The following is a 15,197-nucleotide window of genomic DNA, read 5'->3' as shown; positions in this document are numbered from 1 at the left end:
AGCTGTTCTTATGGAAAGATGTTATCGATAACATCGTTCGATAGTCAAGCGGAAAGTGACGATCCCCAACCCCGCGAGATGACGTCAGTCGGCGCGAAATCCGTCGAGGAGATGCATCATCTCGGCGGAGTCCTTCGGCCCAAGGCCGGCGGAGCAAAGCAGGCGGTGAATCTCCACCACCGCGCCGGTCATCGGCAGCGGCGTCTTGGTCTTCAGCGCAAAGGCCTGGAGCGAATCCAGGTCCTTCAGCATATTGTCGATCCGCCCTGTCGGCGAGAAATCCCGGGCGGCGAATTTCGCCATGAATTCCTGCAATATCCGGCTGTCCGCCCTGCCGCCGGCAAGGGCTGCCGGAATTGCGGCGGGATCGACGCCGCCGGCTTCCGCCAGCTTGACGGCTTCGGCGACCGCCTGGAACAGCACGGCGCAGAACAGCTGATTGATCAGCTTGGTGGTCTGCCCGGCGCCGGAGGCGCCCATCAGCGTATAATTGGCGGCAAGATGCCGCATCACCACGCGCGCCCGCTCGAAATCCTCGGGGCTGCCGCCGGCCATGATCGTGAGTTTTCCGCCGAGCGCACCGGGCACGCCGCCCGAAAGCGGGCAATCCACCCATGCCATGCCGGTGTCCGCACGCAGCCGCTTCGCCATGTCGGCCGTCTCGGCGGGGTCGATGGAGGACATGTCGATCAGCAGCTTGCCGGCGCTGGCCGCCGCCGCAATACCCCTTTCGCCGAAGACGACGGCGCGCACGATGCTGGCGTGATTGAGGCTGAGAATGCAGAATTCCGACGCCGAGACGGCACTCGCCGCGGAGTTCGCCGCGTACGCGCCTTTGGCCGCCAATGCCGCGACCTTTTCGGCATCGAGATCGAAGACCGAGACTTTGTGGCCGGTTTCGATCAGCCGAGTGACGATCGCCGTTCCCATGATGCCGGCGCCGATGACGGCGACATCTGCTCTATAATCATCCTGCATGGAAACCTCCCTTGACGGCCGCACTTCTCAGCCCCTCACAAGCCAGCGCCACCATATCATCCAAAGCCATATCGATCGCCACCGTTACCACCCCGGCTTCACCTGTCGGCGACTCCAGCGTCTGCAGCTGACTGTCGAGTAGCGACGCCGGCATGAAGTGGCCCTGCCGGGCCTGCATCCGCGAGAGCAGCAGATCGCGCGTCCCCTCCAGGAAAACGAAGGCCAGGCGCCCGCCCGCCGCCTGACGCAGCCTGTCCCGATAGGTCCTCTTCAGCGCCGAACAGGAAATCACCAATCCCTGCGACGCCTGTTGCGCGGTCTTAATTTCCTCGCCGATCCGGTCGAGCCAGGGCAGGCGGTCGGCGTCGGTAAGCGGTATGCCTTTCGCCATCTTCTCGACATTGCGAGCCGGGTGGAGTTGGTCGCCCTCCAAAAACGGCATGCTATTTCGAGCGGCGATACCCGCTCCGACCGAGGATTTGCCGCAACCGCTCACGCCCATGACCACGACGGCCAAAGGCAGCGCTTCTTTCTCGAGTTCCATCGTCGCGTTCCTGTCAGAGGCAGGTCGTGATGCCGCCATCGACATAAAGCGTATGGCCGTTGATGAAAGAGGATCCGCGGCCCGAGAGGAAAACGGCGGCCCCCACCAGTTCCTCAACATTGCCCCAGCGCCCGGCCGGCGTCCTCTTCTCAAGCCAGGACGAGAATTCGGGATTGTCGACGAGCGCCTGGTTGAGCGGCGTCTTGAAATAACCCGGCGCGATCGCGTTGATCTGCAGGCCGTGCTTGGCCCAGTCGGCGCACATGCCGCGCGTCAGATTGCGCACTGCGCCTTTGGTTGCCGTATAGGGGGCAATGCCCGGGCGGGCGAGTTCACTCTGCACGGAAGCAATATTGATGATCTTGCCCTGGCCGCGGGCGATCATGGCTTTGGCGGCTGCCTGGCCGACGTAAAACACGCTCGAAATATTGGTGGTCAGCAGCAGTTCCCATTTGTCCGCCGGAAAATCTTCCAGCGGCGTGCGAAACTGCATGCCGGCATTGTTGATCAGGATGTCGAGCGGGCCGATATCGGCCTCGATCGCATCGATCCCCGCTTTGGCGGCGTCCTTGCTGGTTACGTCGAAGATGGCCGCATGGGCAGACAGTCCGTGCGCCTTGAGGCTCTCGACGGCACGTTTGACGCTTTCGGGCGTGCGGCCGTTGATGACGACCTCGGCGCCATGCTGCGCCAGGCCCTCGGCCAGCGCATATCCGATCCCCTGGCTCGAGCCAGTGATCAGGGCAAGCTGCCCGGTCAGATCAAACAGGTTCTTCATGCAAATAACTCCTCCGGTGTCGCTGCGAATGACGGCTTATACCGCCACTTCAGGTGAAACTCACTTGACATCGCTTTTTCGAATTATATGTTATCGATAACATAATCAACTGTCAAAATGCGGGACGGAGATGGAATGCCTGAGCTAGAGATCTTGATGGCCGGAGCCTATCCGGAATGGGATATGGTCGATCTGGAGGCGAAGTATCGTATTCACCGCCTGTGGGAAGCGGCCGATAAGCAGGAACTGATTGCAAGGGTCGGCAAGAATGTTCGCGCCATTGCGACGCGTGGCGAACTCGGCGCCTCCGCCGAACTGATGAAACAATTGCCGAAGCTCGAGATCGTCTCCTGTTATGGCGTCGGCACCGATGCCATCGACCTCTCCTATGCCCGCGCCAACGGCATTCGCGTCACCAATACACCCGACGTTCTGACCGAGGATGTCGCCGATATCGCCATCGGACTGCTGATTGCCACGGCGCGGCAGATTCCGCAGGCCGATGTTTTCGTCCGCGCCGGCCAGTGGGGCAATGTCGCCATGCCGCTGGTAACGCGCGTCGCCGGCAAGAAGGTCGGACTCGCCGGCATGGGGCGGATCGGCAAGGCGATCGCCAGGCGGGCTGCCGCTTTCGGCTGCGATATCGCTTACTTCGCCCGCAACGAGCACACGGATGTTCCTTATGCTTACCAGCCGGACCTGGTGGCGCTTGCCGATTGGGCCGATTTCCTGATCGTCATCGTCCCCGGCGGGCAGGCGACGATGAAAATCATCAATGCCGAGGTGCTGAGAGCGCTCGGTCGTAACGGCATGTTGATCAATGTTTCGCGCGGGACGACCGTCGACGAAGAGGCGCTGATCGCAGCCCTTCAGAACGGCACCATCCAGGCCGCCGGCCTCGACGTCTTCCTCAACGAACCGAAGATTGATGCGCGTTTCCTGACGCTTCAAAACGTGGTGTTGCAGCCCCATCATGGCTCCGGTACCGTCGAAACCCGCAAGGCCATGGGCCAGCTGGTCAGAGACAATCTCGCCGCGCATTTTGCCGGCAACCCGCTTCCAACTCCCGTCGTGTGAGGGTTTCGATATGAAAGCCATCGTCATTCATGCCGCCAAGGATCTCAGGATCGAGGAGCACGAGCCGGAGGTTGCGGGCGAGGGGCAGGTGGAAATTGCCATCGAAGCCGGCGGCATTTGCGGCTCCGACCTGCATTATTACAATCACGGCGGCTTCGGCACCGTTCGCCTGCGCGAGCCGATGATCCTCGGCCACGAAATCGCCGGCACGGTCAAGGCGCTGGGTGCGGGTGTGAGCGATCTTGCCATCGGAGACCGCGTTGCGGTGTCCCCGAGCCGGCCGTGCAATCATTGCCAATATTGCCTGAAGGGACAGCAGAACCACTGCCTCAACATGCGGTTTTACGGCAGCGCCATGCCGATGCCGCATATTCAAGGCGGCTTTCGCCAGCGGCTGGTGGCGGAGCGCTGGCAATGCCACAAGGTTGCCGACGGCATCTCCATTCACGAAGCGGCCTTCGCCGAACCCTTTGCCGTGACATTGCATGCCGCCAGCCGCGCCGGATCGCTGCTGGGCAAACGAGTGCTCGTCACCGGCTGCGGCCCGATCGGCATGCTGGCGATCGTTGCGGCGCGCGTTCTCGGCGCCCGCGAAATCGTCGCGACCGATGTGACCGATAGCGTTCTGGCGATTGCCCGCACCAGCGGCGCGGATCGAACGATCAATGTTGCCACGCATGCCGCCGACCTGGCCGCCTACGGCGCCGACAAGGGCTATTTCGACGTCATGTTCGAAGCATCGGGCAATGAGCGGGCGGTGCGCGCCGGTCTGGAGGCGCTGAAGCCCCGCGCCGTTCTCGTGCAGCTCGGTCTCGGCGGCGATGTCTCCATCCCGCAGAACATGATCGTCGCCAAGGAAATCGAGATGCGCGGGACATTCCGCTTTCACGAGGAATTTGCGCTTGCCGTCGAGCTGATCAATGCGCGCCGCGTCGATCTGAAACCGCTGCTGACAGGTGTCTTTAAGATCGACGAGGCCGTCGCCGCCTTTGAACTGGCAAGCGACCGCAGCAAGTCGATGAAAGTCCAGATCGCCTTCTGACAAGGCACGGATTATCGGGCGCTTCGATCCGTGCTTTCGCGCAGCACGACCCTGTAGCCGGTCAATGTGATTTCGTCGCCGGTCGCCTCGCCGCTGCCCTGCAGGGCATCCAGCAGGCGGACGGCGGCCTGGCGGCCGATGCCGTAACAGTCGACATTGATCGTGGTGATGCTGGGATGACAGATCGACGAGATCTCGTAATCGCCGAAACCGGCAATGGCGATATCTTCAGGCACGCGCATTCCCCTGCGCTTGCATTCCATGATCGCGCCGAAGGCGGACAGGTCGGAGACGCAGAGAACGACTTCCGTGTCCGGCCAGCGCTCCAACAGACTGACGATTGCCTGGCCGCCCTGCTCCATGGTGATCGGCGGCACGCCGAAGGAAATTGCCCGGCCCGGTCCCAGGCCCAGTTCTTCGACCGTCTTCAGGAAACCGCTGCGCCGCTGGCTGCCGCGCGTATCGCGCGCCGTCGTGCCGCCGATATAGCCGAACCTTTGATAGCCCTGGCTGGCTAGCGTCCGCACCAGCAGCGACATCGCCTCGCTGTTGGAAAAGCCGACGACATGATTGATCGGCTCCTCCGGAATTTCCCAGGTTTCAACCACGGGAATGCCGGCCTTATCAAGCATGCGCCGCGCCCGGTCGGTATGCGAGCCGCCTGTCAGGATGATGCCCTCGGGACGCCGGCGCAGCATCGCCTCGATCAGCTTTTCCTCCTTCTCAGCGGCATAGTCGGTATAACCGAGCAGAAGCTGAAGGCCGGTATTCTCCAGCGCGTCGGTGATGCCGCGCGCGGTGTCGGAAAAATTCGAATTGTTGATGGAGGGCACCAGCGCCGCAATGAAGCCGCTGCGCCGCGAGGAAAGGCTGCCGGCGGAAAGGTCGAGCACGTAACCGAGCGCATCGACCGCTTCCATGATGCGCTTGCGCGTCTCTTCGGAAACGCTCGCATCCTGGCGAAAGGCGCGCGAAACGGTCATGGCCGATACGCCGACATATTTGGCGACCTCAGCCATCGTCAGCTTTTGGGCGTCTCCTCCCTTGAGACGCTTGTCTTTTGGCTCATCCTCGTTTTTCACTGGTCTCCGCCCTTAAAACAGCTATCCGAGTTGGCAACTCCGGATAGGATAAAGTTATCGCTATCATCGCACAATCAATATTATTACTGGAATGCTGCGTTCCACAGTCCATCGATCTCTGTACGAAGGCCGCGAAGCAGGGCAGAATGGTATCGATAACAATTTGAGACGAGGAGGCATCATGTTCGGGGAAATCGAGGGTACGGGGTTCGAGGTTCTCGACCCGCGCTTTGAAAGCTGCTTCGTCGGCCATGCCCGCGTCGAGCGGCTTTGGACGGGCGGCCGCTGGCTGGAGGGACCGGCCTGGTTTGCAGCCGGGCGCTACCTGGTCTTCTCGGATATCCCCAATAATCGCATGATGCGCTACGACGACACCAGCGGGCAGACATCGGTCTTCCGCTCGCCCAGCGACAACTCCAACGGCAACACGGTCGACAATCAGGGACGGCTGGTCACCTGCGAGCATCTGACGCGCCGTGTCACGCGGACTGATTTCGACGGCGGGATCACCGTGCAGGCCGATCGCGTTGCGGGCAAGCGGCTCAATTCTCCCAACGACGTCGCCGTCAAATCCGACGGGACGATCTGGTTCACCGACCCGAGCTACGGCATCCTTCACGATTATGAGGGCGACTACGGCGAAGAGGAAATCGGCGGATGCCATGTCTACCGGTATGATCCGGCGACAGGCGTAACCGACCGGGTGGCTTCCGATTTCGTCAAGCCGAACGGCCTGGCTTTCTCCCCCGACGAAACGGTACTCTATATCGCCGATACAGGCGGAACGCATCTGCCCGGCGGCCCACGTCATATTCGAAAGCTTGCCGTATCCGGCGATGGAAAGCTGAGCGACCTCGGCATCTTTGCCGAATGCACCGCAGGCTTTTTCGACGGCTTCCGCCTCGACCGGAAGGGAAGGATCTGGACGAGCGCCGGCGACGGTGTGCACGCCTACGATCCGGATGGCACGCTGCTCGGCAAGATCCATATTCCCGAGATCGTCTCCAATGTGGCTTTCGGCGGCGAGAAACGGAATCGCCTCTTCATTACCGCCACCACGTCGCTCTATGCCGTCTATCTCACGGCCAATGGCTCAAGGCCGGGATAATCGCTGAGCCGCCTTTCAGGCGGCCTAAGTTTGTCGACAAACTCTCCTCCGTCATGCTCGGCCTTGTGCCGAGCATCTGACTACAATAATTGCTTGACAGGAAAACATTTATTTTCAATGACTTAATTGCGCTGGCGTAGATCCTCGGCACAAGGCCGAGGATGGCGTCGCGGGTTTTGCAGTGGTTTGCCCGCAAGCCTGAGGCCGCCTTTTCAGGCGGCCTGCCTTTTACCAGCGCACGGGCGCTTCTTCCCTATCGTTGGCTGAGACTGTCAGCCAATCTGACGAGACCGAGGAAATCCGACCTGTAGCCGAAGGCATCCGTTCCCCGCGATGCCGCAGCGAGATCGGCGATCGCCTGATAGGGATAGGCATCGAGGGCGCTGGTGCGGCTCAATTTCTGGCCGAAGGCGGCGACGGCCACCGAGAAGCGAACGTCCTCAGGCGCGGCATCGATAGTGGCGACCGCGTTGCCGTCACCGACCGGCGTGGTGATCAGGGCGCTCTTGTCTTCGCCCGGCCGCTTGTAACGCATCTTGACGAAGGCGAGCTCGCCGTGATGCGCGCTGCCCGATGCCTCGGCCGGCGCCTTGTCGGCTGCGCCGTAACGCAGGTCATCGTTCATGACCGCGGGGCTGCCCTTGGGCGTGATCTCGTAGATCGCTGTGACGCTGTGGCCGGAGCCGATATCGCCAGCATCGACATGGTCATTGTTGAAATCCTCGCGTTTGAGAGAGCGCGTCTCGTATCCGATCAGCCGGTATTCGGCGATCCGTTCCGGATTGAACTCCACCTGGAACTTGACGTCCTTGGCGATCGGAAACAGCGTCGATCCGGCCTCTTCGACCAGCGCCTTCTGCGCCTCTGCCAGGGTGTCGATATAGGCGGCGCTGCCATTGCCGTTCTGGGCGAGCGTCTGCATCAGGGAATCGTTGAGATTGCCGCGGCCGAAGCCGAGAACGGTCAGGAAGATGCCATCCTTGCGTTTCTCCTCGATGATGCGTTTCAGATCCTCGTCGCTCGACGGGCCGACATTGAAGTCGCCGTCCGTCGCCAGCATCACCCGGTTGACGCCGTCCTTGACGAAGGCCTTTTTGGCAAGATCGTAGGCCGCCTCGATACCCTCGGCACCGCCGGTCGAGCCTCCAGCCTCCAGCCTGTCGATCGCCGACAGGATCTTCGCTTTCTCCGCCACCCGCGTCGGCTCGAGCACCGTGCCGGCATTGCCGGCATAAGTGACGATCGACACGGTATCGTCGGCCTTCAGCCTGTTGACCAGCAGCCGGAAGGCGCTCTTCAGCAGCGGCAGCTTGTCCGGTTCGTCCATCGAGCCCGAGACGTCGATCAGAAAGACGAGATTGGCGTGCGGCGCGGTCGCCGGCGCGATGTCATAACCCTTGATCGCCACATGCATCAGTTCCGTGTCGTGATTCCATGGGGTCGGCATCACCGTCACGGTCGCCTTGAAGGGCTGATCGGCCGTCTCGGGACCCGGCCAGTCATAGGGGAAATAATTGATCATCTCCTCGACGCGAACCGATTGCGGATCCGGCATCGCCCCGCCGGTGAGCGACCGGCGGACGAAGGAATAGGAAGCGCTGTCGACATCGGCGGAGAAGGTAGAAACCGGATCGGCCGCGACACTTTTGATCGGATTTGCCGCGGCATTGGCAAAGCGCTCGCGACCGGGGTCGAGCTGGAGCTGAGCACGTCCATCCGCCGGCGGAACAGGCGAGGGGGCAACGGCGGCCATCGGTTCAGCCAGTAGCTGGCCTTGAGCAACCACGCCAGGAGCAGCCGGCGCAGCACGTTTGGCCATGCTAAGGGCCGCCGCGGATTCATCCGATTTGTTCTTAAGACCGGCGATCTCGCCGGCATCGAATTCAGCGCGCAACTCCGCAGCGGACTTTGCCGCCTGAGGCTCCTTGTCCTGCAAGATTTGAGCGCTATCAGCCGCCGACGATTGAGCCGGCCGATTCTCTTCGGCCGGCGCTTCGGAAAGCCGAGGTTGGGACGGTTTCGGCTGTTCATTTTTCGAAACGGTGCCGGCGATCTTCTCCCGGTCGACGATCGGTTGGTTGCGGGCCAGTTCGAGGGTGAGATAGCCGGCAGCGGGAATGACGAGCAGCGTCGCAAGGGCTGAACCGGCGAGGAATTTCTTGTTCACAGCAGGGCTCCATATCCAGTTGATGATGGAGCTTGGACGCCAGCCTTTGGTATTTCCTTGGGCTGCCGCTGCATTATTTTCCGTGCTGTCGAAGGCCTGCATCGCCGCCGCAAGCGCGCGCGCCCGCGCCTGTGGATCGGCTACCGGCGGGGTGAGGCGGGCGAGTTTTTCGAGTTCCTTGTCCATCATACCTCTTCCTTACCGAGCATTGCCTTCAGCCGCTTGCGCGCCTCGTGGACCTGCCAGGAGACGGTCGCCTCCGAGCAGCCCATGACATCGGCGGCCGCCGAATGGCTGAGGCCTTCGCCATAGACGAGCAGCACGGCGTCGCATTGCCGTTCCGGCAAAGCGCGCACGGCCGCCCATAATGCGCTCGACATCTCGTCGTCTCCGCCCGGCGCGTCCGCCTGCGGTTCGGCAGCATAGGCGCGGAACGTCTGCTCCTCTCGTGCGCGTTTGCGCCTGTGATCGCGGGCGGCGTTCAGCGTCATCGTATAAAGCCATGTCCTGAAGCGGCTGGCGCCGCGAAAGCCGCGGATGGCGGCGCCGATTTTGACGCAGACCTCCTGGGCGATATCGTCCGCATCCGTGGAACTGCCCGACCATCGCCACGCCGTCGCGCGGATGAAATCATAATGGCGCGAGACCAGTTGCCCAAAGGCCTCCCTGTCGCCGCGCTGTGCTCGTTCTATGAGCTCCGCATCCAATGCGCACCTACCCCCAAGCTATCAAGCAAGATGCTATTTCAGGATTGAGACGTTTCTCGGATGGCTTTCCTTGGGTCGTCCGCGAAAAAATAGCGGATCTTTTTGAAAAAAGCGGCAAAGCCCTGAATGCAGGATCAAAATAAGAAAGCATCGCGACATCCACGGGTCGCGGCCAGACAGATTGCCTCCGCCGCAAAGGGGCATGATGGACGCAGAGTCGGCCAAGGGCATGATCCGCATGTCCAAAATCGAAAGGACCCTCAATGTCCGCTCCATCGCCTGTCCCCACCGAAAAGGGCATCCTGCAGTTTCTCCAGATTTGCGATAGCTTCTATCCCGCAGACGCCGTCGAAGCGTCGGTTGAGCAGCAGCGGCATTGGTACGATGCCCTTTGTGCGCGCTTCGACCGCCCGCTGCCCCCGGATATGATCTTTGCGGACGGCATGGTCCAGCGCATACCGATCCGGCGCTACCGTCCGCGGAAAATCATCAGCCGGACTGTTCTGCTTTATCTCCATGGCGGCGGCTTCGTCGTCGGTTCGCTTGAGAGCCATCACGCCATCTGCGCCGAGATCGCTGATTTTGCCGGCGCCGAACTCGTTTCCGTCGATTACCGGCTGGCCCCTGAATATCGCTGGCCGGCACAGACGGACGACGGCTTCGCCGTGCTCAAACATCTGCTTGCCGCCAGCAACAAAGTGGTTCTGATCGGTGACAGCGCCGGCGGCAATCTCGCGGCGGGCCTTGCCTTGCGGGCGCGCGATGAGGAGCTATCGGGCGTCGTCGGCCAGGTGCTGATCTACCCCAGCCTCGGCGGCGACCTCGATACAGGGTCCTATGCGGAAATGGCGGCCGCACCCGGCCTGACGACGGCCGATGTCGCCTATTATCGCGAAGTCCTGCGGGCGCCTGCAGGAAATGAGATCGCCGAGCCGCTGCAGGCAGCTTCGCTCGTCGGACTGCCGCCGACTTTCATCACCGTCGCGCATTTCGATCCGCTTCGCGATGACGGCCGGCACTATGCCGCCCGGCTGACCGCGGAGGGCATCGAAGTCTGGTTCCGGGAGGAGCCGCAGATGGTGCATGCCTGGCTGCGCGCCCGCCATATGAGCGATGGCGCGCGCGACGGCTTCCGTGCTGTCTGCGAGGCCGTCAGACATTTCGCGATGCTTTGACGATCACATCAGATCGCGCGCAATCTTCTTTTCCGCGAAGATCTTTTCGAAGATCTGCACGTCGTCCTCGAACGCAGTGACGACGGCGCTGATGATCCAATCGGTTGCGGTACAGGCAATCCGCGCCGTTGCCACGGTCCGCACGAACCAGCCGGGACGGTGCATGTCGCAGGTCCAGGTCGACACACCTGTCATCGACAGCGGATCATCCGGCGAAATCGACCAGACTTCCTCGCGCAATTGCCGGGTCGACAGGCCCGTCTCAGGATGTTCATAAAGCCCGGTCTCCTCGTGGATGCGATAGTCCGTCCGATTGGCCGAGAGATCCCGCACGATCTGCCGTGTCGTCGCGGCAGCCGCGTGCTCGATATATCTCGGCAGGGGATCGGGGTTGGCCGGCGCCGCGATAGCGATCCTGCGATGGTCGCCGAGCACCGGCAACCCCAGGCCGAGCGAGGCGATATCGATGTCGATCCCTTCGTCCTCAGGCGGCGGCAGGATCATCGGCCAATAGGCGGTGGACAGCGAAAGGCGGATGCGATGCCCGTTGCGGAAGCGATAGCCGCAGGCATCAAGCACCAGTCGGATCGACACCGTCTCGCCCGGGATCAGCGGTTTCGGATCGGCATTGCCGTCGCGGTGGGTGAGATTGACGACGCCGAAGGCGACGCGCATGGCCGTGCCGTCGGGATGGACGTCGATCAGCCGGGCGCAGAGGTTTGCATGCGCCGCCCGGGGCCGCAGCCGCAGTGTCAGCACCGGCCGGCCGAGATAGTCGCAATCATGGGCAAGCGGCATGGTATCGAAGACCAGCGAGCCGGCATCGTCCGAGCGTTGATCGATTGCCATTTCGGCGTCGGGCTTGAGCGTGAAATATTCACCCGATGCCGTGCCGGTATCGAGAGGAGACCTGAGATAGACCGGATGCTCGGGCGCATGCGGGATCGGCATGCCTTCGGTCAGCCTGCCGAATTGCTCGACGTAGAAACATTGCATATGCGGCGGCGTCCAGACATCACGCGCGATCCAGAAACCGGGATCGCTGTCGCGCCGCGGCGCCGGGCGGACGGCATCGAGAATATAGGCGCGGGCCTGCGGCAGCCTGTCGATGCCATTGTCCTCGCCACGCAGCCATTTGTTCCACCAGGCGATCGCTTCGCCATGGAAATCGGCGCGCGGTTTCGGCCAGGCGAAGTGCGGATATTTGTGCACCCAGGGACCGATCAGCGCTTTCGCCTTCTCGCCCAGACCCTCGACCGCCATCAGCGGCGTATTGCGGTAGCCATCCGCCCAGCCGGCAATGACGAGCGTCGGAATCTCGACGCTGGAAAAATCCTCGGAGATCGAGCCGTGACGCCAGAAATCATCGCGCCGCTGATGGGCCAGCCACTCCTCCATGAAAAAGGGTTCGCCCGCCAGGCGCTCAAGCCACATCGCCTTCCAGCGCTCGCCGACAAGTGCCGGATCGGGCGGACGCGACTGGTAGCCAAGCATCGTCGCCGCCCATGAGAGTTGGGCCGAGAGATGGCAGCCGTTCTTGTAGTGGATATCGTCATTGTAACGGTCGACGGACGAGGCGATCGAGATGACGGCTTTGAGCGCCGGCGGGCGCAGGGCTGCGACCTGCAGGCTGTTGAAGCCGCCCCAGGAGATACCCATCATGCCGACCGAGCCGTTCGACCAGGGCTGCGCCGCGATCCAGGCGATCACTTCGCAGGCATCGGCAAGCTCTCGCTCGGTATATTCGCCGTCGATGACGCCGTCGGATTCGCCCGATCCGCGGATATCGACCCGCACGCCGGCAATGCCGGCGGCGGCGAACACCGGATAGGTCGACTCGTCCCTGGGGCTGGTCCCGTCCCGCTTGCGGTAGGGCAGGAATTCGAACACGGCAGGAACGGGATTCTGCTCAGCGCCGTCGGGCATCCAGATGCGTGCCGCCAGCCGCGTCCGATCCTTCAAGGTGATCCACTGATTTTCGATGGTTGTGAAGCTGAGGTCTGACATTGTCATATATCCAGAAGAGCTTTAGGCATTAAGCCACACGCGGCTGCCGATGTAGCCGTTGGACATATCGTTGCCGATATCGTCGACATATCCCTTCAGCATTTTCGAAGAGGCCATGATGTAGTCGTTGAAGACGGGCAGAATCAGACCGCCATCGTCTCGCACCATCAGGGCCAATTGCCGATAAAGCACCTTGCGCTTAGCCTCATCAAGTTCTGACCTTGCTTGCAGAACCAATTTGTCGAAGTCAGGGCGCTTGAAACGCGTGTCGTTCCATTCTGCGGTCGACAGGTAAGAGGTGGAATAGCGCGAATCCTGGGTCGGACGACCGCCCCAGAACGAGGCGCAGAAGGGCTGCTTGTTCCAGACATTGGTCCAGTAGCCGTCTTCCGGTTCGCGCTTGACGTCGATCGTGATGCCGGCCTTGCGCGCGCTTTGCTGGAACAGGATCGCCGCATCCACAGCGCCCGGAAAGGCTGCGTCTGACGTGAGCAGCTGAATGGAGCGGTCGAGACCCGCTTTCTTGAAGTGGAAGGCGGCCTTGTCTGGATCATAAGGGCGCTGCTCGATATCGGTCGGGGCGAGAGCGTAGTTAGAATTGACCGGATAGTCGTTGCCGATGGCTCCGTAGCCGCCCAGAACCTTGTCGAGGATCGCCTGACGATCGATGGCATATTTCAGCGCAAGCCGAAGATCAGTGTTGTCGAAGGGAGCCGTGTCGCAATGCATTAGGAAACAATAGAAGCCCTTGCCTGCATTCCGGAGGATTTCGACGGTCGGTGCTCGCTGCAGCATCGGGACTGTCTTGGGGTCGACATTGTTGACGAAATGGACTTGGCCGGAGGCAAGTGCGGCAACGCGGGCGGTATTGTCGTTGATGACGAGGATTTCGACACTGTCGACAAAGCCGCGGTCGGAGCGCCAATCCTTCGGGTTTTTCTCGAAGGTTGCGTGAACGCCCGGTTCGAAGCTTTTCAGAATGTAAGGACCTGTACCGATGGCCGCCGCAGGCTTGTCGAGGCCGCCCTTCGGTTGGATGATCAGGTGATAGTCGGTCAAAAGCAAAGGTAGGTCCGCATTGCCTTCCGAAAGTGTGAGGACAAGGTCGCCCGCTTTTTCTTCGATACCGGTGATCGAGGCCATGAGTCCCAGAGCGCCCGACTGCGAATTCTTGTCCGCGTGTCGCTTCAGTGTCGCGACGATGTCCGCGACGGTCATCTTGCTGCCGTCGTGAAACTGCACGTCGTTCCTGATTTTGAAAGTCCAGACGGATGCGTCCGCCGATGGCGTCCAGGAAGTCGCCAGCGACGGCAAGGGCGTACCGGTCTTAGGGTCGGATTCGACAAGGGTGTCGCCCCAGAGACGGCCAATCACGAACAACACCGAGGCGCTATAGGTCGCGGGATCGAGCGCATCACTGGTGGCGCCGCCCTTGAGACCGAGTTTCAGATGACCACCGCGCTTCGCTTCCTGCGCGCGGGCATCGCGCGGCATCAAGAGGCCGGAGGTGAGGACTGGCAAAGCACCCAGCGCGACGGCACCGCCAACGAAGTGACGGCGGCCGATACTCAGGGGCGAAGATTGATCCTTTTCACGTGTCATTTCAGTTCCCTTTTCAACGTTATTAGAGGGGAACGTAGAGATCAGGCTGCTTCACGCAATTTCGCGACTTGACGCATCTTTGAGCGAGTTTACGCTGCTATCCTCAAGACGGAACCGCCGATGCCCCACCTAGTTGAGAACCTCAAGATCGCCTGTGCCACGCAGCGTTCCATTTCGCATCTTTGCCGCGCGATCGACATCAACCGACAGCAATTCAATCGATATATCAACGGCCAGACGAGGCCGTCTGCCCATAATCTCGCGCGCATAGCCAAGTATTTCGATCTCGACGCGGCCGACTTTGGTCTCGCTCCCAGGCTCTTTCGCGAGCGGCTTCGCAAACCGACTCTAGATCTCAATCAAAGTTCCGAACTATTAAAGGCGTTCCCAGGCGATCTGACCGCGCTCCGGCGCCATATTGGCTATTTCCAGACCTATCATCGCTCCCCGTCCTGGCCGGGAATGGTTGTCTGTTCGTGCAGCCGCTTTGTGGAGAAGGGTGGGCTTGTGCATGTCAAATCAATGGAGCGCCTGCGGGACGCTGGAAACGGCATCCAGCAATTTTCGAAATATGTCGGCCTTGCGGCCTTCTATCGAAACCGGATCTTCATTACGGAGCGAGTCGTCGGCCCAAATCCGGTACTTTCACAGACGATCCTCCTGCCATTCGATGAGTACCAGCGCGTCTATCTGCGCGGGACGACAATGGGAATCTCGTGGCGACGGGAAAATCTCCCGTATGCGTCGCGGATGATCTGGCGGCATGTCGGCGCCGAGCCCAACCTGCGCGAGCTTCTGTCGCGTTGCGGACCATTGCCGCTGTCTTCACGCCAGCTGCCACCGACGGTGCGCTCGTTCCTCGCAGATCCATCCGCGGAAGTGTATGCGGTGCCGGCAGAGTATTGAAGACACCGATTTCCAACGAAGCCA

14 protein-coding genes are annotated in these 15,197 nt (G+C 61.4%); 6 read left to right on the top strand and 8 right to left on the bottom strand.

All coding sequences use genetic code 11. The annotated features are described in order from the left end of the window. Positions 1-84: 84 nt before the first annotated feature. Genes CO657_RS34285 through CO657_RS34275 form a run of 3 tightly spaced genes read right to left on the bottom strand, consistent with a single transcriptional unit; the run spans position 85 to position 2,300 of the window. Positions 85-978, bottom strand: coding sequence for an NAD(P)-dependent oxidoreductase (locus CO657_RS34285; protein ID WP_054183587.1), 894 nt, complete (start codon positions 976-978; stop codon positions 85-87). Next, positions 968-1,522: a gluconokinase gene (locus CO657_RS34280; RefSeq protein WP_054183586.1), complete on the bottom strand. Its 555-nt coding sequence runs from the start codon at positions 1,520-1,522 to the stop codon at positions 968-970. Before CO657_RS34280 ends, CO657_RS34285 begins: the two co-directional genes overlap by 11 nt. Positions 1,523-1,535: 13 nt before the next feature. Then, positions 1,536-2,300, bottom strand: a complete 765-nt coding sequence (locus CO657_RS34275; RefSeq protein WP_054183585.1) for an SDR family oxidoreductase — start codon at positions 2,298-2,300, stop codon at positions 1,536-1,538. Between the two features lie 135 nt (positions 2,301-2,435). Between CO657_RS34275 and CO657_RS34270 the strand changes: the two genes are divergently transcribed. Then, entirely contained in the window at positions 2,436-3,377 is a 942-nt protein-coding gene (locus tag CO657_RS34270) for a 2-hydroxyacid dehydrogenase (protein WP_054183584.1), read from the top strand. A 10-nt stretch (positions 3,378-3,387) separates the two neighbouring features. After that, positions 3,388-4,419 (top strand): L-idonate 5-dehydrogenase, encoded by a 1,032-nt coding sequence (locus CO657_RS34265; RefSeq protein ID WP_054183583.1) that lies wholly within the window; start codon positions 3,388-3,390, stop codon positions 4,417-4,419. 11 nt (positions 4,420-4,430) lie between these two features. On the opposite strand, the gene CO657_RS34260 is transcribed toward CO657_RS34265, so the two are convergent. Further along, on the bottom strand, positions 4,431-5,501 hold the full coding sequence (locus CO657_RS34260) for a LacI family DNA-binding transcriptional regulator (protein WP_054183582.1): 1,071 nt from the start codon (positions 5,499-5,501) through the stop codon (positions 4,431-4,433). Positions 5,502-5,682: 181 nt separating this feature from the next. Here CO657_RS34260 and CO657_RS34255 point away from each other — a divergent pair, with 181 nt between their 5' ends. Next, positions 5,683-6,609, top strand: coding sequence for an SMP-30/gluconolactonase/LRE family protein (locus tag CO657_RS34255; RefSeq protein ID WP_054183581.1), 927 nt, complete (start codon positions 5,683-5,685; stop codon positions 6,607-6,609). 253 nt (positions 6,610-6,862) lie between these two features. Here CO657_RS34255 and CO657_RS34250 read toward each other — a convergent pair whose 3' ends face one another. Beyond that, positions 6,863-8,965, bottom strand: coding sequence for a vWA domain-containing protein (locus tag CO657_RS34250; protein ID WP_054183580.1), 2,103 nt, complete (start codon positions 8,963-8,965; stop codon positions 6,863-6,865). Then, a complete protein-coding gene (locus tag CO657_RS34245; protein WP_054183579.1) occupies positions 8,962-9,483 on the bottom strand; it encodes an RNA polymerase sigma factor in 522 nt (173 codons plus the stop codon). The genes CO657_RS34250 and CO657_RS34245 overlap by 4 nt, the downstream gene beginning before the upstream one ends. Between CO657_RS34245 and CO657_RS36990 the strand changes: the two genes are divergently transcribed. Beyond that, positions 9,483-9,626: a hypothetical protein gene (locus CO657_RS36990; RefSeq protein ID WP_156339785.1), complete on the top strand. Its 144-nt coding sequence runs from the start codon at positions 9,483-9,485 to the stop codon at positions 9,624-9,626. The two genes, CO657_RS34245 and CO657_RS36990, sit on opposite strands and share 1 nt — an antisense overlap. A gap of 120 nt (positions 9,627-9,746) precedes the next feature. Next, the gene (locus CO657_RS34240; protein ID WP_054183578.1) at positions 9,747-10,658 is read left to right on the top strand and encodes an alpha/beta hydrolase; all 912 of its coding nucleotides are present in this window, start codon (positions 9,747-9,749) and stop codon (positions 10,656-10,658) included. Positions 10,659-10,661: 3 nt separating this feature from the next. Here CO657_RS34240 and CO657_RS34235 read toward each other — a convergent pair whose 3' ends face one another. Both CO657_RS34235 and CO657_RS34230 read right to left on the bottom strand, forming a co-directional pair. Further along, positions 10,662-12,665: a CocE/NonD family hydrolase gene (locus CO657_RS34235; protein ID WP_054183577.1), complete on the bottom strand. Its 2,004-nt coding sequence runs from the start codon at positions 12,663-12,665 to the stop codon at positions 10,662-10,664. A gap of 21 nt (positions 12,666-12,686) precedes the next feature. Then, a complete protein-coding gene (locus CO657_RS34230) occupies positions 12,687-14,267 on the bottom strand; it encodes an ABC transporter substrate-binding protein (protein WP_054183576.1) in 1,581 nt (526 codons plus the stop codon). 120 nt (positions 14,268-14,387) lie between these two features. Here CO657_RS34230 and CO657_RS34225 point away from each other — a divergent pair, with 120 nt between their 5' ends. Then, positions 14,388-15,173, top strand: coding sequence for a helix-turn-helix domain-containing protein (locus CO657_RS34225; RefSeq protein ID WP_037146576.1), 786 nt, complete (start codon positions 14,388-14,390; stop codon positions 15,171-15,173). The last annotated feature ends 24 nt before the right edge of the window (positions 15,174-15,197 follow it).

The sequence above is a fragment of the Rhizobium acidisoli genome (genome assembly GCF_002531755.2).
In the GTDB taxonomy this organism is placed as follows: domain Bacteria; phylum Pseudomonadota; class Alphaproteobacteria; order Rhizobiales; family Rhizobiaceae; genus Rhizobium; species Rhizobium acidisoli.
Note: the sequence above shows the minus strand (reverse complement) of the source record. Positions and strands in the feature narration are given on the sequence as shown.

Bases quoted from the DNA above. Each gene is read 5' to 3' on its own strand.
- CO657_RS34250 (WP_054183580.1), bottom strand. From the start codon at position 8,965: ATGATGGACAAGGAACTCGAAAAACTCGCCCGCCTCACCCCGCCGGTA.
- CO657_RS34240 (WP_054183578.1), top strand. From the start codon at position 9,747: ATGTCCGCTCCATCGCCTGTCCCCACCGAAAAGGGCATCCTGCAGTTT.
- CO657_RS34235 (WP_054183577.1), bottom strand. From the start codon at position 12,665: ATGTCAGACCTCAGCTTCACAACCATCGAAAATCAGTGGATCACCTTG.
- CO657_RS34225 (WP_037146576.1), top strand. From the start codon at position 14,388: ATGCCCCACCTAGTTGAGAACCTCAAGATCGCCTGTGCCACGCAGCGT.
- CO657_RS34265 (WP_054183583.1), top strand. From the start codon at position 3,388: ATGAAAGCCATCGTCATTCATGCCGCCAAGGATCTCAGGATCGAGGAG.
- CO657_RS34280 (WP_054183586.1), bottom strand. From the start codon at position 1,522: ATGGAACTCGAGAAAGAAGCGCTGCCTTTGGCCGTCGTGGTCATGGGC.
- CO657_RS34285 (WP_054183587.1), bottom strand. From the start codon at position 978: ATGCAGGATGATTATAGAGCAGATGTCGCCGTCATCGGCGCCGGCATC.
- CO657_RS34255 (WP_054183581.1), top strand. From the start codon at position 5,683: ATGTTCGGGGAAATCGAGGGTACGGGGTTCGAGGTTCTCGACCCGCGC.
- CO657_RS34270 (WP_054183584.1), top strand. From the start codon at position 2,436: ATGCCTGAGCTAGAGATCTTGATGGCCGGAGCCTATCCGGAATGGGAT.
- CO657_RS36990 (WP_156339785.1), top strand. From the start codon at position 9,483: ATGCGCACCTACCCCCAAGCTATCAAGCAAGATGCTATTTCAGGATTG.
- CO657_RS34275 (WP_054183585.1), bottom strand. From the start codon at position 2,300: ATGAAGAACCTGTTTGATCTGACCGGGCAGCTTGCCCTGATCACTGGC.
- CO657_RS34230 (WP_054183576.1), bottom strand. From the start codon at position 14,267: ATGACACGTGAAAAGGATCAATCTTCGCCCCTGAGTATCGGCCGCCGT.